Below are 24,389 nucleotides of genomic sequence, written 5' to 3'. Positions count from 1 at the left end.
ACGCGTACTCGTGTTAGGCGTGGGTGGTCAGCGTGGAACCGGTACGGGATTTCCTGACGTGGAGCTGGGTGGGGATTCGGGTGCGGAGTTCGGGGACGTGGCTGATGACGCCGACCGCTCGGCCGCCTTGGCGGAGGGAGTCGAGGATGTCGAGGACGTCGTCGAGGGTTTCCTCGTCCAGGGTGCCGAAGCCTTCGTCGACGAAGAGAGTGCCTATTTCGGTGCCGCCGGCCTCGGCGGTGACGACGTCGGCGAGGCCGAGGGCCAAGGCTAAAGAGGTGATGAAACTCTCGCCGCCGGAGAGAGTGGCCGGGTCGCGGTCGATGCCGGTCCAGGCGTCGAGGACGCGGAGGCCCAAGCCGCCGCCGGAACGGGTTCGGGAGGCGGCGCTTCGGCGTTTGTCGTACTGCAGGAGGTAGCGGCCGCCGGACATGTGGGTGAGGCGGTCGTTGGCGGCGTCGACGACCTGGCGGAGGCGTTCGCCCAGCACGTACGCGGACAGGGCCATGTCCCACTGGTTGTCGGTGGAGGTGCCGTTGGCGAGTTCGGCCATCCTGCGAGCCAGGAGGTGGGCCGCTTCGGCGGGGACACGGCGTTTCACGGCGGTGGCCAGGTCGGCGGCGAGCGCGGTGAGGTGGTCGTGGCGGTGGCGGGCCTGGTCGCGGGTGGAGGTGCGGTCTTCGTGCTCGTGCTCGGCCTGGTCGCGTTCTTCGGCCAGTCGAGCCAGGTCGGGAGGTGGTTCCGCAGCGGCGGCGAGAAGTTCCGGGTCGGACAGGAGTGCGGTGATGGCGGCGTGCTCGTCGCGGAGCGCGTTGAGGCGGTCGGTCATGGTCGTCCGTTCTGCCCCGGTCCGTACGGCGGCTCGGGCGTCTTCGACGCTGCGGAAACCGGCGTCGAGCGCGGCGCGAACGGCTGCCTCGTGGGCGGTCTCGCGTTCGGCTTCGGCGGAGGCGGCGGAGCGCAGGGCGGCGGACGCGGCGCGAAGCCGGTCGGCCTCGATGGCGAGCCTGGACATCCGGGCGGCCAGGGCGGGGTCGTCGCCACAGGCTGCTTCGATGATCTCGGCCAGGCGATTTTCATCAGCCGCGAGCTGTTCTGCCCTGGTGCGGGCCGATGCCAGGTCGATGGCGTTCTGGCGGGCCCGGTTCTCCAGGTCGGCCAGTTCGGCGGTCAACTGGGAGACCTCCCGCACGTCCGCCGGTTCGCGTGCGGCGGTCATGCGGAGCCGCGCGAGCTCGAGCCCCGCGTCTGTACGGGCCCGGACAGCGTCCTCTTCGGTGAGGTCGACAGTGTCGCGAACGGCGTCGTACGCGGCTTGGGCGTTGGCGGCGCCCGCGACGGCGTCGGCGGCCGAGGAGATCAGGTCGGCTTCACTCACGATCCGGGTCCTCCGCTCGGCCACGGAGGCGTCGTCGCCTCGGGCCTCGTCGAGCCGCGCCACGATTCGGTCCTGTTCCCCCAGAAGCGCGGCCTCCTCGGCGCGGAGTTCCGCCAGCGCGCGCCTGACCTCCCCCGCCCGCTCGCGGGCCGATTCCAGTTCGCCGCGCGACGTCTCGACCCGCGCCGCCAGGTCCGCTTCCGTCGCGGCCAGCGCCCGCAGTCCGGAGAGCATGTCTTCCTCAGCCGTCCAGGCCGCCTCCGCGTCTCCCACCGGCAGCCCATCGGCCTGATCCGCCGCCGACTCCAGCCGCGAGGCGACCGCGGCCACCCGGGATTCCGCGGCCTCCCGCGCGCTCTGCGCGCCATCCGAATCGGCCTGGGCCGCCTCCTCGTCCTCCGCGCCCGGGGCGTCCGCGAAGGACTCGGCGGGTGCCGGGTGCGCCTCGGACCCGCAGACCGCGCATGCCTCCCCCGCGACCAGACTCGCGGCGAGTTCCGCCGCCATCCCGTCGATCCGCGCCTGCCGGACGGCCAGCAACCGGTCCAGCATCACCTGCGCCTCATCGGTCGCCGCTCGCCGGACCTCCTCCGCCTCGGCCAGTTCGTCCGCGAGTTCCTCCCGCCGGAGCGCCGCGTCGAACCGCCCACGAGCCGTCAGGCACCGAGCCTCGACGGCGGGAATCTCCGCCACCCGGGACCGCAGTTCGCCGAGCTCGGCCGCAGCCGCCGCGAACTCCCCGGGCAGCTCCGCCATCCGAGCACCCACCTCGACCTCAGCCCGCCCGAATCGCTCGACCTCGCTCCGCAGACTCCTCAACCCATCCCGAACCACACCCAACCGCGCTTCCTCAGAACCCAACTCCTGAAGCCGGGCAGCCTCCTCCCGGCAACGCCGCTCCCACCGAGCCAAAGTCGATTCCGAGAAAGGTTCCTGATCCAGAAATAGGTGGGGGGCTGCCTGTTCGAGGGCAAGGAGGAGGGCGCGTTGGCTCGCCTGAGCTTGGGTTAGAGATCGGGCCAGTGAATCGCGGTGGCGGACCTTGTTGAGGGTGGATTCGGCTGCCTCGTGGGCGGATTCGGCGAGCGGAAGGGTCGTCGCGGCGTGGTGGGAGGCGGTGCGGCGAAGTTCGGCCTCTTGCAGGTCGTCGGGGAGGACGGCCAAGCGATCGTTGATCTCGTGTTCGGTCTTTTCCAGAGAGAGCAGCTCGCGGGCCGCCTCCGTTCGGTCGGTACGGAGAAGAGTCAGGCGAGCGTCCTCAGGTTCAAGCTGATTCAGGCGCGCGATTTCATCTCGACGATCCTGTTCGAGGACAGCTAGCTCCTCTGGGGCGACATCAGCCACTTGTACGGCTTCCGCCTGCGCGATGGCGGCCCGCGCCAGCGCCGTGCGCTGATCATGCTGGAGGATCAAAGGCAGGACACGATCCGCGGCGGCGGCCTCGGCGAGGAGGGTTTCCAGGTCGGCGCGTTCCTCCGCGGTGGATTCGAGTTCGTCGTGCCGCAGCACGGCGTCGGCATGGCGGTGGCGCCGTTCGGCGAGGGCGCGGGCCTGGTCGTAGCGGGCGCGCGCGGAATCGAGCGTGGTTTCGCTCGCCGTACAGGCCTGGGCGGAGTCGCGGGCGGCGGAATCGGCGACGGCGAGGAGGGCGGCGCTCCACCCCAACGGGTCGGAGTCGGAGTCAAGGGTGGTTTCGGCGAGGAGGGCGGAGCCGGCCGCGCCGCGCATCTGGTTGACGGCGGCGTGCACCTGGGCGCGGAGGGACTCCTCCGTCCGGCCGGTTTCGCGGCGGTGGTCGGCGAGCCATTTCTCCACGCCCGTGAAGAGCCGGACCGAGAAGAGGCGTTCCAGGAGTTTGCGGCGGTCGTCGCCGTCGGCGCGGAGGAAGCGGGCGAATTCCCCCTGGGGCAGCATGGCCACCTGGGCGAACTGGTCTAGGTTCATGCCGAGCAGGCCGCCGATGAGGTCTCCCGCCTCGTCGATCCGGGTGGTGAGGCCCGCCCAGTCGCCCTTGAGCTCTTTCTCGTTGAGCTCTTCGACGATGACCTTGGCGTTCTCGGTGACCATGCCCTGACCGCGCAGTTTGGGGCGCAGCCAGGCGGGCGAACGCCGGATCCGCAGGCGCCGCCCCCGGATCGTCGCCTCCAGCAGGACCTCGGGCCCGCGATTGGGCGGGGCATGATCGCAGCGGAGCGTGCGGGCGCTGTTGCGCAGACCGGGCACCACGCCGTAAAGGGCGCAGCAGACCGCGTCGAGGACGGTGGTCTTGCCCGCGCCGGTGGGGCCGTGGATGAGGAACAGGCCCGCCGCGCCGAGGGCGTCGAAATCGACCTCCTCGACGCCGGGAAAGGACCCGAAGGCCGAGATCCGCAGCCGGTGCAGCCTCATCTACGCCGTCGTCTCCTTGATCCGGTAGGCCGTGATCGCGTCTTCCAGCAGCCGTCGCTCGTCGGCGTCGGCGGGCTCGCCCCTGACCTCGCGGACGAAGTCGAGGGCCACCTCGATCTCCGGGCGACCGGATATCCGGGCGCTGCGGGCGATCGGCTCGATTCCCCCTTCGGGGGCGAAATGCAGGTCCACCGTATGGGGGAATCGGGCGCGGAGTTGCTCCATCGCGGCCTTTGGCCGTACCGGATCGGTGAGGGTGGCCTGGATCCAGTGGTCGCTTGGGTCCAGGGCGAGGAGGTCGGACAGGTGGCCACGGATCCTGCGGAGCGGGCGGGGGACGGGGGCGGGGACGAAGGCGGTGGTGGCGGCGTCGAGGTCGATCAGCCAGGAGCCCTTGACGTGGTCGGCCTCGGAGAAGGAGTAGGCGAGGGGGGAACCCGAGTAGCGGACGGTGTCGCTCATGCGCTGGCGGCCGTGCAGGTGGCCGAGGGCGACATAGTCGACGCCCTCGAACGCGGTCAGCGGCACGTGGGCCACACCGCCGACGGTGATGTCGCGCTCGCTGTCGCTGGCCGCGCCGCCGACCACGAACGCGTGCGCCAGGACCACCTTGCGCTCGCGCGGATCGGCGCGGATCCGGTCCATGGCATGGGTGATCGCGGCCGTGTGCGTCCGCTCGGCCAGCTGCCACGGACCCTTCACCAACTCCGGCTCCAAGTACGGAATGCCGAAAAATCCAACATTGTTGATGACGACTGGAAGCCAGGACCGCCCCGGATCGGTACGCAAATGGACCCGATCCATCAGATCGGCCCCGAACCCCAGCCGCACCGGAGAGTCATGGTTCCCGCTGATCACCACGGTATGCACATCGAGGGCACGCAACCGCGCCAGCGCCTCACCGCAGAGCGCCACGGCGTCGACCGGAGGAAGGGCCCGATCATAGACATCTCCCGAGATGAGCACCACGTCCACGCGCTCCTCCCGAACGGTGGACACGAGATGGTCCACGAAGGCCTCTTGCGCGCGCAACAGGCTCTCGCGGTGGAACGACCGGCCCAGGTGCCAGTCCGACGTATGCAGCAGGCGCATGTCGCAGGAAGTTAACAGGTCCCTCCGACAAATGTGGCCCCTGCCACGTCGGCAGCAACACGTAATGTCTTAACCTTGTGATCGGTGGGCACAGTAAGGAGGAGGGCACGACTCGGAATGTTGATGGTCCCGCGGGGAGCGGCCTGATGACGATTGGCCGGGGCACCCTGAGTGTCGTGGCGGGCGTGCTGGTGGCCGCGCTCGCGATTTTGGGCTACCTGCTGCCTCCGCCCGCCTTCGATCCGCCGCCGCTGGCGAACCCGCCCGCCTTCGAGGAGCTGCCCGCGCAGCCCGCGTCCGAACGTCGGCCGGTGAGCACCAGCACGCCGATCCAGGTTCAGCGGATCACCGTCCCGGTGCGGGGCGAGGAGCTGAAGGCCACCATCCGCGTCCCCACGACGCCCGGCAGGCATCCGGCGATGGTCTTCGTGCAGGGCTCCGGCTCGGGCACCGGCGACGAGTTCACCAGCCAAGCCGAATGGCTGGCCAAATCCGGAATTGTCACACTTTCTTATGACAAACGGACGGTCGGGTACTCCTTCCGGAGCCGGGACTTCGCCCTCCTCGCCGAGGACGCCCTGCACATGATCGACGTGCTGCGCGCCCGTCCCGACGTGAATCCGGCCAAGACCGGCCTGTGGGGTGTCAGCGAGGGCGGCTGGGTGGTGCCGATCGCCGCGGCCGGCAGCCAGGATGTGGCCTATACCGTGCTCGTCTCCTCGCCCAACGTCTCGCCGATGCGCCAGGTCGCGTTCGCGCTGAACGAGCAGCTGGAGCGCCTGCACGCGCCGAACGGCGTGCGCGACCTGCTCACCCGCGCGATGGGCGGCGTCGGCTTCGACTTCCTCCGCTACGACAGCGTCCCCGCGCTCAGCCGCATCACCCAGCCCACCCTCGCGCTGTACGGCACGATGGACCCCTCCATCCCGTTCGTGCAGAGCACCGAGACGCTGATCAACTCCCTCCCGACCAGCAACTACACGATCCGCTTCCTGGCGGGGGCCGATCACGCCATGCGGATCAACGGCGGCCGGTTCGTGCCCGACTACCTGCCCACGCTGGCGAACTGGATCCAGAGCCTGCCGACGCTGCCGCAGCTGAAGATGGCCGGGGCCACGCCGATCCAGCGCTTCCAGGCCAGCGACGTCCCGGCCGCGCCCTGGTATGGCGGGAGCACCTTCCTCGGCCTCACCCTCATGCTGGCCGCGGTCGGCTACGTGACCGCCCCGGTGACCGAGATGATGGTCCGGCTGCGCGGTCGTGACCTGCGGCACCAGACCAACATGCAGCTGTGGCCGGCGCTCAGGCGCAGGCTCAGGCGGATGGCCTGGACGGGGCTCGGGCTACTGGCCGCCGTGCTGGCGTTCATCATGCTGATCGTGCTGTTCTCGGTGAACCAGGCCGGGGCCTGGCCTGCCGTACAGGCCGGGTGGCTGGTGGTGCGGGTGCTGGCGGTGGTGATCCTGGCGCAGGAAGCGGGCGCGGTCGGGGCGCTGATCGTCGGGCTGCGGGACGGCTGGCAGCCGTCCCGGTGGCAGAAGGCCACGCTGATCGGCGTGCTGGGCGGCACGGGGCTGCTGCTGGTTACGGCCGCTTACTACGGTCTGTTCGCATTCCCCTGGTAGGAAAATGCCCCGTTATGTGGGCATCGGGTGGCCGAACCTGCCGATGAAGTTGCCATACATCGTCAAAGGCGACGGCATGACGCCCACGGGAACGGTTCAATGTAATCGCAGCGGCACTGTCAGTGACGCGTCGGTGGATCGATATTCCAGTCGGGGTGGACGTGAAGAAGCCAGCGGGAGTGATCGGGTGGCTCGCGCTCTCCGCCGTTCTGCCCGGTGCGGCCCATCTGCGGGCCGGGTGGACACGCACCGGATTGGCCCTGCTGGGGACCTATCTCGGCATCGTGCTGGCGGGTATCGCCGTCGTGAAGACGGCGGATGCCGGGCTGGCGGGTCGCGTGCTGCGCTATCTGACGGCGATCAGCGTGCTGGCGTGGGCGGCAGCGCTGGGCTGGTTCGTCCTGATCGTGCACTCGTACGTCGTGCTGCGGCCGTGGCGGTTGCCGAGAAAGGGACAGATCCTCACCGGAGCCGTGGCGGGAGTGCTGGCGATCGTGATGGCGGCTCCGTTCGTGATCACGGCGCAGTATGTGACGGTCTCGCAGCGTACGCTCGAGCGGATGTTCGGCGGCTCCGGAGAGCCGATCGGGGATCCCTGGTCGGGGCGGGATCGGGTGAACGTGCTGCTGGTCGGCGGCGACGCGGACGAGAACCGGATCGGGATCAGGACCGACAGCGTGAACGTGGCCAGCGTGGACGTGCGCACCGGCGACACGGTCGTGTTCAGCCTGCCGAGGAACCTGGAGGATGTTCGTTTTCCGCCCGGCAGTCCGATGCAAGCCCGTTTCCCGGACGGGTTCCGGCTTCCGGTGGGGGTGGGAGGCTCGCGGGAGGATCTGCTCTTCTCGGTCTGGGAGTACGCGAACGAGCATCCGGAGCTGTTCGGCGGGCGGCAGGGCATGGGCGCCCAGACGCTGAAGGAGACCGTCGGCTACACGCTCGGATTGAAGATCGACTGGTACGCGATGGTGAACATCTGGGGATTCGCCCGGATTGTCGATGCGCTGGGCGGGCTGGTCCTCACGGTGGATCGGGATGTCGTGTTCGGGCGGTACAACGAGGGTCTGGTCCGGGCGGGCACCCGGCGACTCGGCGGCGCGGAGGCGCTGTGGTTCGCGCGATCGCGCACGTTCAGCGATGACTTCACCCGGATGCGGCGGCAGCGGTGCGTGTTCAACGCGCTGCTGACCCAGGCCGATCCGGCGAGCGTGCTGGCCAGGTTCAACCAGATCGCGGCGGCCACCCAGGACATGATCCAGACCGATGTGCCGCGGGGCATGCTGGAGCACCTGGTGCCGCTGGCCGCGAAGGTGAAGCACGCGAAGGTGACGAGCGTGCAGTTCGTGCCTCCGTTGATCCACACGGGGTACCCGGACTGGGAGCTGATCCGGCGCGTCACCGCGCGAGCGCTGGAGGATCAGGCCCGGCCCAAAGCGGATCAGGGACGGCCAAAAGCGGTTCAAACCCGGTCCGCGAACCCGGTCGAAGCGGTCGCGGCCCCGACTGCGCCGGCTGTGGCCCCGACTGCCCCGGCTGTGGTGCCGTCGCCGGATCAGCTCAAAGCGGGATGCGACGGGATGTGACCGTCAGTGGGTGCGGAAGGACTCCTTGGCCAGCCGTCTGACCTGGTCTTCGTCGATGGTGTGGCCGAGGCCGGGCTGGGTGAGCGGGACCGCGACGACGCCACCGGAGGCGCCCACCGGCGGGGTGACGATCTGGGCGCTTCGCGGAGGTTCGGTGACGTCGCTGGGCAGGGTGCAGCCGGGCAGGCTGGCGACCGCCACCGTGGCCGCCCTGGCCAGACCGGCGCCCCGGCCGTCCGCGCAGGTGATGTCCCAGCCGGCGGCGACCGCGTAGTCGTGCGCTTGCCGTACGGCGGCGAGGGAGCCGAACAGCGAGGGCCGCAGGAGCAGCGCCCGGCCCGCGTGCACGGTGATCGCCCGGTCCAGCTCCTGGACCGAGGCGACCTCCACCGCGACCGGGGCCGCCACCCGGTCCTGCAGATCGGCGCTGGTGAGCAGGTCGGTGCAGGGGCGTTGGATCCCGGCCAGGCCGTAGGAGTCCAGGGCCTCCAGCTGCGCGATCTCGGTGTAGGCCCCGCATCCGTCCACCGCGATGGCCAGCGCCGGGTAGGCTGCGCGAACCGCCCGAACCGGCTCCACATCCCACCCCGGGTGCACATTTAGCGTGACATGTCCGTATCCGCCCCCGACGTAGCGGTTGACGCGGCTGACCGTGCCCTCCAGCGACCCGTCGGCGCTCACGCGCATGGTCGCCGCCAGCGAGGTACGGCTACCGCCCAGCGCGTGGGCGAGCGGGACGCCGATGAGCCGGGTCCACAGATCCCAGCACGCCATATCGGCGGCCGAACCGCCTGGAATGCCCCCGAGCTCATTGGGATGCTCCCAATCCACCCCGATAAGGGCTTCACCCAGGGATTCCTCAAGATCTTCCCAGGTGTCCAGGGCGGGCTGCACGACCTCGCCCCATCCGGCCATGCCGCCATAGTCGGTCAACTTGACGAGGATGCTCTCCGGACGCCGCCCATAGGGCAGGACCAACCGGAACACCTCGATCTCGCGGACACGCGGCACGTGACTCCCCCTTGCTCAGACCTCCATGGTGACACGTCCGGCGAGGAACACACCTGCCCCGGCCATGGCCGCGAGCAGCACGAAGCACAGGGCGTACGCGGCGGACACGGTGAAAATGGCGCCGGTGACGGCGATCGCGACCACAGTCAGCACGGACTCCCCCACGGCGAGCGACGCACTGTTCTTCCCCTGCTCCCCCGGCGCGGACAGCTCCAGAACGAGCACCGACAAGGTCGGATAAACCACACCGATTCCAAATCCGGCCACCGACCAGCCTACGAAAGCCACCCATACCGGCACTTCGGGCACGACGATCGGCGCCGTCACCGCCACCCCGACCGCGATGAACGCGCACCCGAGCGCGAGAACACGATTCCGCCGGTACGGCTTGCGCCCCTGGATCCACGAGCCGAGCGACCAGAACAGCGCACCCCCGGTGAGGGCGATACCGCCCTGATCGGGGGAAAGGCCACGCTCCTCGAACAACACCAGCGGGATCAGAACCTCGGCGGCGAGGAAGGCACCGGTGGCGATACCGCGCAAAGCCACGACAGCGGGAAGCCCCCGGGCCCCGCGCATCGTCCCCCGGGGAAGCAACCTCGGCAACGAGACCGCCAGCACCACGAGCCCCGCGACGATCAGCACCACGTTGCTGCCACCACTGCCGTATTGCAGCAATCCCGCACCGATCGCCGCCAACACCCCCATAGCCAGCCGAAGCCGAAATCCCCCATCGGCCGCGTCGGCGGCTCCCGGCCCGCCCAGCCCTACGACCTCCCGTTCGGCTTTCTGAACGCCTTGCCCGACAACTTCCCGCGCGCCTTGCCCGACGGGATCGTCCAAGCGTCGCCGCCCGACCTCCCGGCCGGTTTCGTGCAGGCTTTCCCGCCCGGTTTCGCGCGCACTTTCCCGCCCGGTTTCGCGCGCACTTTCCCGCCCGGTTTCGCGCACCGTGACTTCCTCGGGGTTCTCGTGCTGCGCCGCTCTTCCGTGCCCGGCGAGACCCCGCCAGAGGGCGAACACCGCCGGGGCCGCCAGGACGGGAACGGCCAGGAACACCCACCGCCAGCTGAAATGTTCGGTCACGAACCCGGTGATCGCCGGGCCGACCACCGAGGGGAGCACCCAGGCGGCGGCCAGTAACGAGAACACGCGGGGGTGGGTCGCCGCCGGATAGACCCTCCCGACCAGGACGTAGATCGCGACGTCGAACATGCCCCCGCCGAAGCCCTGCAGGAACCGCCCGAGCAGGAAGATTTCCATGGTGGGCGCGGCCCCCGCCAAGGTCAGGCCCGCCAGGAAGGCCAGCAACCCCGTCCACAGGGGCGCGTCCGGACCCCGTACGTCCCCCCACCGACCGCCCGCCACGGTGGCGATCAACGCGGCCGCGATGCCGCCGCTGAAGGCCAGGCTGTAGAGGTGGTGGCCTTCCAGCTCCCGAGCGACGGCGGGCATCGCCGTGGCCACCGCGAGATACTCGAACGCCACCAGCATGAAGAGCGCGACCATACCCACGCTCAAGGCCCGATATCGCTGGTCGAAGATCTGCGGACGATCAGGGGGAGTCACGGTAGTCACACCCCGAACCGTACAAACCCACCCACACCCCCGGCCATCCGCACTTGGACGTAGGACCTCCGCCGGAGCATCCCGCAACGGGCGTCAGACGATCTCAGTGATCTCACCCCTCCGCGGGTTCTATGTGGGCTTGAGGTGGCGTTCGGCCCAGGCCGCGATGTCCCTTCGTTCGATGGCGGTGGCCATGAGGCCGGGGAAGGCGTCGGGGGTGCAGGCGAAAGCGGGCACGCCCAGGGCGGCGAGGGCCGCGGCGTTGTCGTGGTCGTAGGCGGGGGTGCCTTCGTCGGAGAGGGCCAGCAGGACGATGACCTGGACTCCGGCGGCGGTCATGGCCGCCACCCGGCGGAGCATCTCGTCCCGGACGCCGCCTTCATAAAGGTCACTGATCAGGATGAAAATGGAGTCGTTGGGGCGGGTGATCAGGCCCTGAGAGTAGGCGATGGCGCGGTTGATGTCGGTGCCGCCGCCGAGCTGGGTGCCGAAGAGCAGCTCGACCGGGTCGTGGAGCTGGTCGGTGAGGTCGACCACGGCAGTGTCGAAGACGACGAGGCTGGTGCGCAGGGATCGCATCGAGGCCAGGACCGCGCCGAAAACGCTCGAATAGACGACGGAGGCGGCCATCGAGCCGCTCTGGTCGATGCACAGCACGACTTCTCGCTGCACGGCCTGCTGTTTACGGGCGTATCCGACCAGCCGGGAGGGCACGACGGTGTTGCGGTCGGGAAGGTAGTTCTTGAGGTTGGCGCGGATCGTGCGATCCCAGTCGATGTCGGCGGTGCGCCGGGGACGATGGGTGCGCGCGGCCCGGTCCAGCGCACCGGTCACCGCCGCCCGGGTCTTCTGGACGAGCTGCCGTTCCAGCTCGTTGACGACCTTCCGGACCACCATCCGCGCCGATTCGCGCGCCTGCTCCGGCATCACCCGGTTGAGCGACAACAGCGTCCCGACCAGGTGCACGTCGGCTTCGACGGCCTCCAGCATCTCCGGTTCCAGCAGCAGACGGCTCAGGTTGAGCCGTTCGATCGCGTCCTTCTGCATGACCTGAACGACGGAAGACGGGAAGTATGTCCTGATATCGCCGAGCCATCGGGTCACCTTGGGCGCCGACGACCCCAGCCCGGCACTACGCGAACTGTCGCTCCCGCCCTGGTCGTAGAGCGCGGCCAGGGCCGCGTCCATACCCGCGTCTCCCGCGCCCATTTCCCCGGTGGAACAGCCCGGCATGCCGTCGGCCTCGCTCCCGAGCACCAGCCGCCACCGGCGTAACCGCTCGTCCATCAAGCCCTCCCCAGAATCGCCAGCACGGTCCCTATGGCCCCGGCGGCCTGGCTCTCGTCATACGTGATCTCTACAGGCGCCGTCGCCCCGGAGGCGACCCGAGAGCCGATGGCCCGCCGTTCCGGCGGCGCGAAAGCCCCGAAGGTACGCCTCAGCAGCGGCAGCACATCAATGAACGCCTCCCCTTGGAGCCCGGTCAGCCACCCGTCCACCATCGCGAGCAACCGCGCGTCATGCACGAGCATCAGCCCGCCCCCGGACAGGAACCCCTCGATCCAGGCCGCAACCCGAACCGGCGGATGCCCCAGCGACATCGCCCTCGACATCCGGTCATCGGCGTCATCGATGACCTCGGCGTCGAACAGGATCCGCACGATCCTGCCTTCGATCACGCCCGGCACATCGGCCCGATCTGGCACCCCGCGCAACGCCGCCAACCATCTCCCTCTCGGCGATGCGACCGCATACGCCGCAGAGGAGTCCCCACTTCTTGATGCCACCGCACGCAATGCCGGAACCGCGCCCCCAATTGGCGTCCCGTCCTCCGACGAGACCGCAGCCTCCGGAGAACTCTCACCTTTGGACGAAACCTCACCCCCCGGAAAGACCACACCCTCCGGTGAAGTCACGTCTTCGGATAAAGCTGCGCCCTCCGGAGAAATCACACCTTCCCCTGAAACCGCACCCACGGGCGAAACTTCGCGACCGTGTGAGTGAGTGGCTTCATCTGAGGTCGCGTCCCCAGGCAAGGTCGCGTCCCCAGGCGAGGTCGCGTTCGTGGTGGCGGGGTCGTCGAGGAGGGTGACCGCTGAGGTCACCGCGTCTATTTGCCCGACCATTTCGCGGGCGGTGTCGTCGTCCAGGCCGGATACGGCTGGAGACAGGCCGGCGCAGCTGCGGGCCAGCAGGGAGGTGACGATCGAGCCGAGGCCGTCGGCGGGAGTGCCGCGGACGTCGCCGTAGCGTTGGGCGCGGACGAGAGCGGGCAGGGCGGCCATGAGATGCCGGACGTCGTGGTCGAGCGCCGCCCGGTCGCCGATCGCCTTCAGCACGTGCGGGAGCGCGTCCGGCAGATCGGCGAGCAGGCATTGCTCGACCAGACCGGTGAGATCCGCGAGGGAGACGCCCTGGGCCTCAGCCGCCGGAGAGCCGGGGGCGGGTCCTGCGGCGACTTCGCGGATCTTGGTCGTGGCGGCGGACGGGACGGTGATGCCGCAAGCTGCGGCTTCGATCAGGGTGATGTCGTATTCGGGATGCCATTCGAGGGTCCACGACTCCTTGAAGGTGCCCTTGCCGCGAGTCTCCCGTGGAGTGCCCCAGGGCACGCCGAGAACTCGCAGGCGGTGCAGCAGCTTGCTGCGCTCGAGGCCCAGGGGCTCGCGGAGGTCCAGATCGTAGTCGCGGGCAAGGGCGGCCGGCTTGAGACGCAGGCGCCGCTGTTCCTCGCGCAGGTGCCGTTGCAGCGGGACCATGGGGGTGGCGTCGGGGACATGGCCCAAGCTTTCGCCCACGACGAGCTGCCGCTGGATCAGTTCGACCGGGAGTTCGTCGCCCTCGCAGAGGACGGCCCTGGCCGCTTCGGTGACCTCGGCGAGGCCCGCGAGGGGCCTGCCGCGCAGGACGGCGAGGCTGTTGGCGAGCCGGACCGATTCGATGACGTGCGCGGAGGAGACGGGCAGCCCTTCCTCCCGGAGCACGCGCGCGGCTTTGGTCAGCCACCGTTCGATCGGCTGGACGGGGTTGTCGAACAGATGGTGATACCAGCCGGGCGAGGTGATGCCCGCGCCGTAACCACTCCAGCTGGCCAGCCGCCCATGAGTCCAGGGCACCCACGTCATCTCGGCCTTGACCTTGGGCAGCCCCTTAAGCACCCGATCATCGGCAACGGCCGTAGTCGCCTGAGTCAGGGCCGGCACATGCCACGCACCGCACACCACGACGATGTTCGTAAAGCCCTCTTTGACAGCCGCCCGAATAGTCCGGCGCATGTACGCCTCCCGCCGGGCCTCATACTCATCGGGCGTGTAACCCTCCCGAACAGCCGCCATCGCCTCAGCGATCACCTCGAACGGGGTATCCCCCCGATGCTCGACGGCGTCCTCCCACCAACGCTCCGGATCGTCATAACCAGCGGCAGCGGCCAGCGCCCCAATCGGATCCACCCGAAACCCAGCCCCATCAGCCTCCCGAGAAGATTCCTCCGAATCCTGCTCCACCGGCCCGTTCGGGCTGATCGCGCCCGGGCTACCGCGGTCGGGGATGGTCGCAATGACCTCACCCGGGCCACCACCGCCGGAAGCGGGCACAATGACCTCGGCTGGGCCAACGCCGTCAGAGTCGGGTTCGGTGGAGTCTCTTGGATCTTCGGGGGTGTCGCCTGAAGTGTCGTGTTGGGGACGGATGGCCAGAGAGTTGGTGGCGGGGAGATCGCAGAAGCGGGCGGGGATTGCGGCGTGGGCGGCGTATTGAAGGGCTTGCCATTCCGGGGAGAAGGTGGCGAAAGGCCAGAAGGCCGCCTTGGTGGGGTCGCCTGGGACGTGGGCTAGCAGGGCGACCGGGGGCTCCATCTCGGGGTCGCCGGCCAGGGAGATCAGAGCGTCGGCTTCGGGCGGGCCCTCAATCAGGACGATGTCGGGAGACAGCCGTTCCAACTCGGAGCGGACCGCGCGGGCCGACCCCGGGCCGTGGTGGCGGACACCGAGAACGGTCAGGCAGGGTTGCAAACTGCTCGAAATTGAGTCAACTCTAGTATGCATTGCAGCCTCTTAGTGATTGTTATGATCACTGCATGAACCTCAAGGAATGGGCGATAGCGAACGGTGTGCACCCGCATACCGCTTACCGCTGGTTCCGGGAGGGCACTCTGCCGGTCCCCGCCGAGCGGGTAGGGCAGCGCACGATCCTGGTGAACATCGAGGCGAACTCATCACCGTCCGTGACAGTCGGTGCGGGCTTGTATGCCCGCGTGTCGTCGCATGATCAGAATTCGGATCTTGAACGGCAGGTCGCGCGACTGGCCCAGTGGGCGGCAGCGTCCGGTCATCGCGTGGTGCGGATCGAGTCGGAGATCGCCTCCGGGATGGACGGGGGACGCGCCAAGGCCAAGCGTCTACTGGCCGATCCGGAGGTGAGCGTCGTGGTGGTGGAGCACCAGGACCGCCTCGGCCGCGCCAACGTGGAGCTGATCGAAGCCGCCTTGTCCGCGACCGGCCGCCGTCTGGTCGTGCTGGATGACGGTGAGTCCGAGGACGATCTCGCGCGCGACATGATCGAGATACTGACCTCGTTTTGTGCCCGCCTGTACGGGCGCCGCTCAGCGAACAACCGGGCGAGGAGAGCCCTAGAAGCGGCGACCGGTGATGGCTGAGCCGGACAAGCGGCCCCGTCCGATCGCCCCGTCGTTCGTCGCGCCGGGCCCCTCTGGCGTGTCGATACGCGACCGCCTTAAGGGTCTCACCGCGCAGGATGAAAAGGTGCTGCGTCTGCTCGGCGCGCATCTCGGGTCGCTGGCCTCGCGTGACCTCAAGGCCCGGTGCGCCGATGGTCTGGAGCACTCCGCGGACGCCTGGGCGGTGCGGAAGCGGGAACTGACCGCCGACTCGTCGTCGCGATGGGCCGGGTCGCTGACCAAAGCCACCCACGATCAGTGGGCGCTGGCCCGACGCGGCCAGGCCGCGCACATCCAGGGCCTTGAGGCCGGTATCAAGACCATCACGCACCGTCTGTCCCTCCCACTCGGGGACAAGGGCGGCACGCGCGCTCCGGGTGGTTACCGGTCGAAGGGCGAGTGGTTCCAAAAGACGCGCCGCCTGACGACTTTGGAGGACCGGCTCGCCGGTGTCCGAGCGGATCGCGACGCCGGGCGCGTGCGGGTGACACGGGGCGGCAAGGCTCTGATGAACAACCGCCACAACCTCACCAGAGCGCAGCTCACCGAGCCACAGTGGCGTGAGCGCTGGGAGAGCGCGCGCTGGTTCCTGTCGGCTGACGGAGAGTCCGGGAAGCGGTATGGCAACGAGACGATCCGCGTCACCCCGGACGGCGAGGTCAGTATCAAGCTGCCCGCTGTGCTGGCGGAGCACGCCAATGCCCGGCACGGCCGGTATGTACTGGCCGCGAAAGTGTCGTTCCGGCACCGGGGAACCGAGTGGGCCGACCGTGTGGAGGCCAACCGGGCTGTTGCCTACCGCATCCACCTGGATGTGCCACGGCAGCGCTGGTACGTGGACGCCTCCTGGACCTTCCCGCTCACCCAGACCATCCCCATGCAGACAGCTCTCGCACACGGGGTGATCGGCGTGGACACCAACGCCGACCACCTCGCCGCCTGGCGGCTCGACCGGCACGGCAACCCGATCGGCCGGCCCCGCCGCTTCTCCTACGACTTGTCCGGGACCGCCGGCCACCGCGACGCCCAGGTCCGCCACGCCCTGTCGGGGTTGCTGAACTGGGCCAAGACCTGTGGTGTCGCCGCCATCGCGGTCGAGGACCTGGACTTCACCGACTCCAAGACCCGCGAGAGGCACGGCCGCAAGCGCCGCTTCCGGCAGCTCATCTCCGGCATGCCCACCGGGAAACTCCGGGCGCGGCTCACCTCGATGGCTGACGCCACCGGTATCGCGATCATCGCCGTCGATCCGGCCTACACCAGCATGTGGGGAGCGCAGCACTGGCAGAAGCCCATGGCCGCGCCCCGACGTAAAACCAGCCGGCACGATGCCGCGAGCATCGCGATCGGCAGGCGCGCCCAAGGGCACCCGATCCGGCGACGGACGGCACCGCCCCACGACGACCGGAGCGATCGTCGTGGGCATCGGACCGTCCAGGCCCGACCGGAGACCCTTGGACGTGAGGAAACCCGCCGCCCCGTCACGGACCGTGGTCAAGAGCCACCGGCCCGGACGGGGAGAAAATGAGGAACGCGGGCGACCAGCACATCCAAAACCGTTCGGGATGCGCGCAGCGACGGGAAGCGGGTCCAAGACCCACTCCTGCTCACTGATTAGGAACGGTTCAGCTCGCATCGCGGCAGGCCCGGTAGAAGTCACGCCAGTCCTTCCGTTCCCGTACGACGGTTTCCAGGTACTCCTGCCAGACGACCCGGTCGGACACCGGATCCTGGATCACGGCCCCGACGATCCCGGCCGCGACGTCGGCGGGCCGCAGGACTCCGTCGCCGAAGTGGGCCGCCAGAGCGATGCCACTGGTCAGGACGGAGATCGCCTCGGCCGTGCTCAACGTGCCGCTCGGCGACTTGACCTTGGTACGGCCATCGCCGGTCACCCCGGCCCGCAGCTCGCGGAAGACCGTGACCACCCGGCGGATCTCCTCCATCCCGGCGGGCGTGTCGGGCAGCTCCAGGCTCCGGCCGAGCTGGGTGACCCGGCGGGAGACGATGTCGACCTCCTCCTCGGCGGTGGCGGGCGTCGGCAGCACCACCGTGTTGAACCGCCGCCGCAACGCGCTCGACAGCTCGTTCACGCCCCGGTCGCGGTCGTTGGCGGTGGCGATCACGTTGAAGCCCTTGGCCGCCTGGACCTCCTCGTTCAGCTCCGGAATCGGCAGCGTCTTCTCCGACAGCACGGTGATCAAGGCGTCCTGCACGTCGGACGGCATGCGGGTGAGCTCCTCGACCCGGGCCAGCCGCCCTTCGGCCATCGCCCGCATCACCGGGCTCGGCGTCAGAGCCTCCCGGGACGGACCTTCGGCGAGCAGGCGGGCGTAGTTCCAGCCGTACCGGATGGCTTCCTCGGCGGTGCCCGCGGTGCCCTGGACCAGGAGGGTGGAGTCGCCGCTGACGGCGGCGGCCAGGTGCTCGGAGAGCCAGGTCTTGGCCGTGCCTGGGACGCCGAGCAGGAGCAGCGCGCGATCGGTGGCCAGGGTGGCGACGGCAACCTCGACGATCCGGCGGGGGCCGATGTACTTGGGTGTGATCGGCCCGCCCGGGTAGTCGGCGTCGCCGAGCAGATATGTGGTCACGGCCCAGGGCGACAGCTTCCAGCCGGGCGGGCGCGGGCGGTCGTCGGCCTTGGCCAGGATCGCCAGCTCGTCCGCGTACTGATCTTCCGCGTGGGGGCGCAATACGGTGGTCACGAGAACTCCTTGGTCAGGTCGAATCGGAAACGCAGAGTGGTCGGGAGGACATGCAGGTCGTCGGGGAGGTGCCCCAGCTGGTCGTGCAGGGCGGGGTTGAGCCGTTCCGCGGCGAGTTTGGCCAGCTCGCCCGCGTTCCACGGCTGGCTGGCGGCGACTTCGACGACACGCTCGAGGACGGCGGCGGCCAGGGGGCCGCTCCACGGCCGGGCGATACCGCCGAGCATCATGATCAGCTGGCCGTTGACGCTCTTGGCGCGGACGAGCTCGGCGGCGCGGTGGGACTGCTCCGCGGGGGGCAGCACAGCCAGCAGGTCGGTTAGCGGCTCAAGGTCGAAGAGGGCGCGGGCCCAGCCGGGGTCGTGCTGGAGGATGGCCGCCCTGGTCCAGCCCATGACGACCTCGCGTCCCCAGTCGGGGATGGTCAGGCGGGTGATCTCGCTGACGCTGAGCCCGAGATGTCCGGGCCAGAAGTCGAGCGGGGTGTGCGCGATCAGCTGCTGCAGCCACCAGCTCTTGCGGCCGCCGCTGCGACCGGCGGGGAGCTCGCTTCTGATGCCGTCTCGCTCCATGGCGCTGTCGCACAGCTCTGGCAGCTCGACCGTCAGCGTGTTCCCGGCTCTGACCAGCAGCCCGGCCGCCCGCTCGGCCATCCGCTGCCCGAGTCGCGAGCCCCGCAGCCGGGTCAGCAGGTCAGCGGCGGCGCGGCGGACCTCGCGGCGGCGGTCATCGAGCGTGGCTTCCAGGAACGGCTCGTCGTCCAGGCTGAGCCCGTCCGCGAAGGTGCCGAGGAAGACCGCGCGTTCGGCGGGCGACTCCTTGTCCCAGCCGACGGCCAGGAGTTCCCGGGCGTCTCCCGGCGAGGCGGCCCGGAGCCGCTGCAGGAAGGCCCGGCGGTCGCCGCTGCTGCCGAACTCCCAGACGCCGTGATCGAGCAGCCCCTCCCCCGACGACTCCTGATGCAGATACGCCCAGGACGGGTTGAGCCCGGCCAGCCATCGACCCCGAGCCCCCGTCAGCACGCCGAGGTGAGCCCGGACCGATCGGTCACGCGCCCCGAGATCCAGCAGTTGCGGAATCAACCGCGCAGGAACACGCACGCCGTGCTCCACCGCGAGCTCCAGCCACTCGCCGATCAGACGGGAATGCTCCCCCGCCAGCATCCGAGCCAGCCGATCAGCAGCCCTGGACGACACCAGCGGCAAGCTCTCCACCGGAGCCGCGGCGAGCGGCTCAGCCCGCACCGGCATCTGCCCCGCCCTCCGGGCCACCACCTCCACAGCGGCCTGCTCCAACACGCTCGCGGCCGTGACACCAGCCCCGCGATCGCTCCCCATCAACGCCGCCGAAACCAACTGCTCCCATCCGGCCCGGCTCATCACCCGCTCATTCACAGGACCACCACCCGACACCGCCGACACCCGGCACGACCATCGCCCGGGGGCTTGAAGAGCCCACCCCACGCTGGCGACCCATCGCCCGAGCACTCGAAGAATCCACCCGACGTCGCCGACACTCGGCCCGGTTCATCACCCGGCGGCCCGAAGAATCCACCCCACGCTGCCGGTACCCGGCACGACCCATCGCCCGGGGGTTTGAAGAATCCACCTGACGCTGCGCGGCACCGCTGACCGCTCGGACGTTCACAGGATCACCACCCTGCTTTGTTCATCCCAGGTGGTGAGGGGGCGCAGGCCGTCGGGTGTCCACTCGGTGGCGACGGTTACCGGATGGCCGCCGGACACTGCGGCGAGTTGCCATGGTGTGCCGGTGGACGGGAGTAGGGGCACGGCGTTTTCCTCCTTCTGGTCGTGGTCGGCCAGGTGCCAGGCGGAGTCCGCCTGGGCGGGGACGACGTCGTTGAGGACGATGGGCCAGGATTCGGTCCACGGATCGCGGCTGAGGACGTCCGCGATCAGTTGCGGGACCTCTCCGGCCCGTACGCCGTGGGGAGGCGTCGCGCTGGAGGCGGCGGCCGAGTGGCGTTCGGCGACCAGGGCGCGCAGGGGTGCGGAGCCGGGATAGAAGCAGAGGCTGGCGTCGATGGTCGTGCCGAGGACCAGTGAGCTGTCCAGCGGCTGGCCGAGCGGGGCGAAGGAGAGCACCAAGGCGACGCGGCCGGTGGCGCGGCCGTGTAGCCAGACCCGGCGGGAGAGCAGGCGGTCGCGGTCCTCGTCGCGGGAGCCGATGACCTGCCAGTGGTCCCGCACCGGCGGCTGAGCCAGCACGTTCTCCTTCGGCGTGGTGAAACCCACCCGGGACCGGACCGTTTCGCGCAGGTCGCGGGGCAGCTCGGGGGATCTGCGGTGGGCGACCGCGAGCAGATGGACCAGCGCGTATTCCGACAGCAGGCGGGCCGGCCAGTCCTCATGCCGGAACACCCGGCTGAGTTCCGTCATGACGCTCGCGACCCCGGGCGCCTGCGCGTCGACGAGCCGTTTGGACAGGTCGGCCCAGTCGGCAAGCGCATTCTGGCGAGCGCCGGCGATGCCGTGCGCGATCTGGTCGCCCAGCCAGCGCTCCAGATCGGCCAGACCGGCGTCGACCCGCTCCTCCCGCTGCCGCGCCCGCCGATCGCCCCCGGAGCCGCCGCCGGAATCGCCCGCAGCCTCGCCCGCCACGATTGCGGCGATCTTCTCCGCGACCTTGGCCGTCTGCTTGGCAGCGCGCTCGCGGCGCTGATCCAGCCACTCCTCGACCCAGTCGACCGGCTCCTCGGCCGCGGGCACCCCGTCGGCCGACCAGAGCAGCAGCAGCCCGAGGGCATGCTTGCAGGGAAACTTCCGGCTGGGGCAACTGCACCGGTACGCGAGTTCCTGCAGATCCACACAAGCCCGGTACGGCTTGGCGCCGCTGCCCTTGCAATCCCCCCACAACGCGTCGCGCGCCACTCCGGCACGCGACCATTTCGCGGGCGCGCTCACACCCGCCGCCGCCTTCTGCGACGAGGCGTCCGGCGCGAGCGCCAGCACCTGATCCCGACTCCACCGTTCGATCACGCGCCGCACCATATCCGGGTCCGCCGACAATTCAACGTCGCCCAGCTCAGGACCGCATTCTGTCGGAGGCGCGTGAAATACTCACTCCGTGATGCCGCGAAACACGCAGCTCAACCAAGAGGCGCAAAGCGCCCAGGCGATACCACGCGGTCAAGAAGGCGGCCAGGCCGGACGAAGCGACGCGGAAACAGAGCGGGGCCGGGAAGCACGTGTGGGGCAGGACTCACGGGGTGGGCACGACGCACAAAGCCGCCAGGACTCACGGAGTACACACAACGCGCGAGGCGGCCAGGATGCCTGGGGTCAGCATGATGGGGAAAGTGGGAGAGCGGGCGCTGGGGGTTTGATTGGGCGGGGTGAGGAGCTTGAGCGGCTGGTGCGGGTGCTTGATGCGGCGGCCGGCGGGCTAGCGGGGGTTGCGCTTGTTGGTGGGGATGCGGGGATTGGGAAGACGCGGCTGATCCGGGAGCTGGTCGAGTTGGCCAGGCGGCGGGGTTTCGTGGTGCTGGTGGGTCAGTGTGCTGAGTTGGGCGATGCGTTGCCGTACCTGCCGCTTACCGACGCGTTGCGGGGGGCCGCGGACGGGGTGGTGGTGGATGGGCTGGCGGCGCGGCCGGTGTTGCGGCGGTTGCTGCCGGATTCTGATGCGGCTTCGGCCGATGCGGTGACAGGTGGGCTGGCGCAGCAGCGGTTGTTCGGGTCGATGTTGAGCTTGCTCACGGAGGTGGCGGAGCAGCGGCCGGTGCTGTTCGTGCTGGAGGATCTGCATTGGGCTGATCGTTCGACCCGGGACTTGGTCGTCTTCCTCACCCGGATGTTGCAGCGGGAGCGGGTGTGCCTGGTCGGGACGTACCGGACGGATGATCTGCATCGGCGGCATCCGTTGCGGCCGGTGCTGGCCGAGTTGCAGCGGTTGCCGCTGGTCACGGGGGTGGAGGTGCCGCCGCTCGCGGATGAGGCGATGGCGGCGCATCTGGCCGAGCTGGGCGACGGGGACGCGAACGCGATCGACGGGGTGGTGCGGCGGGCGGGCGGGAATCCGTTCTTCGCCGAGGAGCTGTTCGCCTCTACGGCGGGCTCGGAACGGCTGCCGGGGACGCTGGCCGACGTGCTGATGGCGCGGGTCGAAGGGCTGTCGGACACGGCGCAGCAGGTGCTCAGGGTGGCGGCCGTGGCGGGCCGGAGGGTCGATCACGAGGTGCTGCGGGCGGCGGCCGGGCTGGCGGACGAGCCGCTGGAGGAGGCGCTGCGGGAGATCGTGTCCCGGGGGCTGCTGGCTGTCGGGCACCGGATCGGCTACGAGTTCCGGCACGCGCTGCTGCAGGAGGCCGTCTACGACGATCTGCTGCCGGGCGAGCGGACCCGGCTGCATCTGGCGTTCGCGGGGCTGCTGACCGAACGCGGTGGATCCGCCGCCGAACTGGCGCACCACTATTCGGCGGCGCACGATCTGCGTGGCGCGGTGGTGGCATCGGTGGAGGCCGGGCGACGGGCGATCGAGTTGGGGGCGCCCGCCGAGGCTCATCGGCATTTCGATCGCGCGCTCGCGGACTGGGCGCACGTTCCGGACGCCGAGGGGCTGACCGGGACGACCCGGGTCAGGCTGACCCTGGAAAGCGCCGCGGCGGCGGCCGACAGCGGGGACTACCACCGGGCGATCGCACAGCTCAAACGGCTGCGGCAGCTGGTCGACACGCCGGAACTGATCGCCGAGACCAACGAGCGGCTGGCCTACTACCAGGCCGACGCGGACGACTCCGCCGGGATGGTCGACACCGCCCACGCCGCTGTCGCGGCCCTCGGCGACGAACCGGAGAGCCCGCTGCTGGCCAAGGCGCTGGCGACGTACGCGCGAACGCTGTGGGACAGCGGGCGGCCGGAGGAGGCGCACGCGACGGCGACCCGGGCGCTGGAGGTGGCGCGCCGGACCGGGGCGGCCGACGCGGAGACCACCGCGCTGATCTCGCTCGCGCTGTTCGAGGAGGTCACCGGCACGCCGGCGCGGGCCGAGGAACTGCTGTCCGGCGCGGCCGCGCAGAACTCCCCCAATCTGTCCATCAACCTGCGCGCCCGCTTTAACCACGCCCGCGTGCAGTACGAACGAGGCAACCTGGAGGCCGCCGCCAAGTCCACGGAGGAGGGGGTCATGCTCGCCCGCGAGACCGGCCTCACCTGGAGCATGTACGGCACCGACCTGCGTTTCCTGCAATATCTCGTGCATTATGTGGACGGCGACTGGGCCACGACGGAGACGCTGGCGAACGGGTTCGGCGTCCGGGTGGGCACGATAGCGGAGGCGGTCCTGTCGTCGTTCGCGCTGTTCGTCGAGGTCGGCCAGGGGCGGCCCGCCGCCGACGAGCGGCTGCGCTGGCTGGAGCCGTTCTGGCCCCAGGACGAGTTCGTGATCTACATGGCGCGCGGGCTGGCCGCCGAGCAGGCGCTGTGGCGGGGGGATCCCGCGACGGCCCTGACGCACGTCGAGGCGGTGCTGGCCACGCTCGCACGATTCGACGCCGGATCCATCAGGATGGCCGCGACCGGGCTGTGGGCGCTGGCCGAGCAGGCCCGAGATCACCGAATCACCGCCGAGCAGACCCGGACCATCCGGGAACACGCGGACGAACTGCTGGCCCGTGCCCGGTATGCGGCCGCCAACGGCCTGTCCGGGCCACGTGGGGAACTCGGCCCGGAGGGCAAGGGCTGGGCGGCGCGCGCCGAAGCCGAATGGCATCGGGTGTACGGCACGGCGACCCCGGAGATCTGGCGGACAGCGGCGGAGGCGTTCTCGTTCGGCTTCCGCTACGAGGAGGCGCGGTCGCGCTGGCGGCTGGCCGAAGCCCTGCTCGAAGCCGGTGACCGAGCTTCCGCCCTGGTGGAGTGGACTGCCGCTGTGAAAATCGCTGACCGGTTGCGAGCAGTTCCGCTCGGGGCGGCACTGGCCCAACTCGGTCGGCGGGCTCGATTTTCGCTGCCCGACGACGACCAGACCGGACAGAGTGGACCCGGCGGAACGGGCGGACCCGGTGGACCAGGCAGAACGGGCGGACCCGGCGTACCGGGTGGACCCGGTAGAACGGGCGGTCCGGACGGTCGAGGCGGTGCAGTCGGGGCTCTGCCGGTGAATGTGCTGGCCTCGCTGACCAGTCGGGAGCGTGAGGTGCTCGCGTTGGTCACGGCCGGGAACTCCAACCGGGAGATCGGTGAGCGGCTTTTCATCTCGCAGAAGACCGCGAGCGTGCACGTGTCCAACATCCTGGCCAAACTCGGGGTGGCCACACGAACCCAGGCAGCCGCGATCGCACATCAAGAAGGGCTTCCGCCGCCCGGTGACTGAGTCGCCGGGCGATTGAGGCGCCCGATGACC

The 24,389-nt window shown here is 69.9% G+C and carries 14 protein-coding genes; 5 read left to right on the top strand and 9 right to left on the bottom strand.

What is annotated here, in order from left to right:
- Positions 1 to 13 precede the first annotated feature (13 nt).
- Together Aple_RS37975 and Aple_RS37970 are read right to left on the bottom strand one after the other, a co-directional pair.
- Entirely contained in the window at positions 14 to 3,766 is a 3,753-nt protein-coding gene (locus Aple_RS37975) for an AAA family ATPase (protein WP_155349599.1), read from the bottom strand.
- Entirely contained in the window at positions 3,767 to 4,858 is a 1,092-nt protein-coding gene (locus tag Aple_RS37970; RefSeq protein WP_155349598.1) for an exonuclease SbcCD subunit D, read from the bottom strand.
- A 146-nt stretch (positions 4,859 to 5,004) separates the two neighbouring features.
- Between Aple_RS37970 and Aple_RS37965 the strand changes: the two genes are divergently transcribed.
- Positions 5,005 to 6,483 carry an alpha/beta hydrolase family protein gene (locus Aple_RS37965; protein ID WP_155349597.1) on the top strand — a complete coding sequence of 493 codons (1,479 nt, stop codon included), beginning with the start codon at positions 5,005 to 5,007 and terminating at the stop codon, positions 6,481 to 6,483.
- 161 nt (positions 6,484 to 6,644) lie between these two features.
- Positions 6,645 to 8,066 carry an LCP family protein gene (locus Aple_RS37960; RefSeq protein ID WP_246265030.1) on the top strand — a complete coding sequence of 474 codons (1,422 nt, stop codon included), beginning with the start codon at positions 6,645 to 6,647 and terminating at the stop codon, positions 8,064 to 8,066.
- Between the two features lie 3 nt (positions 8,067 to 8,069).
- On the opposite strand, the gene Aple_RS37955 is transcribed toward Aple_RS37960, so the two are convergent.
- The 4 genes from Aple_RS37955 to Aple_RS37940 all read right to left on the bottom strand — a co-directional run bounded on the left by Aple_RS37955 (position 8,070) and on the right by Aple_RS37940 (position 14,656).
- On the bottom strand, positions 8,070 to 9,077 hold the full coding sequence (locus Aple_RS37955) for an enolase C-terminal domain-like protein (protein WP_155349595.1): 1,008 nt from the start codon (positions 9,075 to 9,077) through the stop codon (positions 8,070 to 8,072).
- Positions 9,078 to 9,092: 15 nt separating this feature from the next.
- Positions 9,093 to 10,655, bottom strand: a complete 1,563-nt coding sequence (locus Aple_RS37950; RefSeq protein ID WP_155349594.1) for an MFS transporter — start codon at positions 10,653 to 10,655, stop codon at positions 9,093 to 9,095.
- 120 nt (positions 10,656 to 10,775) lie between these two features.
- The gene (locus tag Aple_RS37945; RefSeq protein ID WP_155349593.1) at positions 10,776 to 11,933 is read right to left on the bottom strand and encodes a VWA domain-containing protein; all 1,158 of its coding nucleotides are present in this window, start codon (positions 11,931 to 11,933) and stop codon (positions 10,776 to 10,778) included.
- Positions 11,933 to 14,656 (bottom strand): DUF5682 family protein, encoded by a 2,724-nt coding sequence (locus Aple_RS37940; RefSeq protein ID WP_373869684.1) that lies wholly within the window; start codon positions 14,654 to 14,656, stop codon positions 11,933 to 11,935. Before Aple_RS37940 ends, Aple_RS37945 begins: the two co-directional genes overlap by 1 nt.
- A 65-nt stretch (positions 14,657 to 14,721) precedes the next feature.
- On the opposite strand from Aple_RS37940, the gene Aple_RS37935 reads away from it, so the two are divergent.
- Both Aple_RS37935 and Aple_RS37930 read left to right on the top strand, forming a co-directional pair.
- Positions 14,722 to 15,300: an IS607 family transposase gene (locus Aple_RS37935; protein WP_155349591.1), complete on the top strand. Its 579-nt coding sequence runs from the start codon at positions 14,722 to 14,724 to the stop codon at positions 15,298 to 15,300.
- Positions 15,301 to 15,406: 106 nt separating this feature from the next.
- Positions 15,407 to 16,849, top strand: coding sequence for a transposase (locus tag Aple_RS37930; protein WP_218038712.1), 1,443 nt, complete (start codon positions 15,407 to 15,409; stop codon positions 16,847 to 16,849).
- Between the two features lie 97 nt (positions 16,850 to 16,946).
- Here the strand turns inward: Aple_RS37930 and Aple_RS37925 are convergent, their stop codons facing one another.
- The 3 genes from Aple_RS37925 to Aple_RS37915 form a co-directional block, all read right to left on the bottom strand.
- Positions 16,947 to 18,026 (bottom strand): ATP-binding protein, encoded by a 1,080-nt coding sequence (locus Aple_RS37925; RefSeq protein ID WP_155349590.1) that lies wholly within the window; start codon positions 18,024 to 18,026, stop codon positions 16,947 to 16,949.
- Positions 18,023 to 19,405, bottom strand: a complete 1,383-nt coding sequence (locus Aple_RS37920; RefSeq protein ID WP_155349589.1) for a DUF5691 domain-containing protein — start codon at positions 19,403 to 19,405, stop codon at positions 18,023 to 18,025. The genes Aple_RS37925 and Aple_RS37920 overlap by 4 nt, the downstream gene beginning before the upstream one ends.
- Positions 19,406 to 19,669: 264 nt before the next feature.
- Complete coding sequence (locus tag Aple_RS37915) at positions 19,670 to 21,025, bottom strand: SWIM zinc finger family protein (protein ID WP_155349588.1); 1,356 nt, start codon at positions 21,023 to 21,025, stop codon at positions 19,670 to 19,672.
- A gap of 343 nt (positions 21,026 to 21,368) precedes the next feature.
- On the opposite strand from Aple_RS37915, the gene Aple_RS55795 reads away from it, so the two are divergent.
- A complete protein-coding gene (locus Aple_RS55795) occupies positions 21,369 to 24,359 on the top strand; it encodes a helix-turn-helix transcriptional regulator (RefSeq protein WP_281361652.1) in 2,991 nt (996 codons plus the stop codon).
- The last annotated feature ends 30 nt before the right edge of the window (positions 24,360 to 24,389 follow it).

This window comes from Acrocarpospora pleiomorpha (genome assembly GCF_009687885.1).
Lineage (GTDB): Bacteria > Actinomycetota > Actinomycetes > Streptosporangiales > Streptosporangiaceae > Acrocarpospora > Acrocarpospora pleiomorpha.
Note: the sequence above shows the minus strand (reverse complement) of the source record. Positions and strands in the feature narration are given on the sequence as shown.

Coding starts and splice junctions, on each gene's coding strand:
- Aple_RS37965 (WP_155349597.1), top strand. CDS start 5,005: ATGACGATTGGCCGGGGCACCCTGAGTGTCGTGGCGGGCGTGCTGGTG.
- Aple_RS37945 (WP_155349593.1), bottom strand. CDS start 11,933: ATGGACGAGCGGTTACGCCGGTGGCGGCTGGTGCTCGGGAGCGAGGCC.
- Aple_RS37935 (WP_155349591.1), top strand. CDS start 14,722: ATGAACCTCAAGGAATGGGCGATAGCGAACGGTGTGCACCCGCATACC.
- Aple_RS37970 (WP_155349598.1), bottom strand. CDS start 4,858: ATGCGCCTGCTGCATACGTCGGACTGGCACCTGGGCCGGTCGTTCCAC.
- Aple_RS37920 (WP_155349589.1), bottom strand. CDS start 19,405: ATGAGCCGGGCCGGATGGGAGCAGTTGGTTTCGGCGGCGTTGATGGGG.
- Aple_RS37975 (WP_155349599.1), bottom strand. CDS start 3,766: ATGAGGCTGCACCGGCTGCGGATCTCGGCCTTCGGGTCCTTTCCCGGC.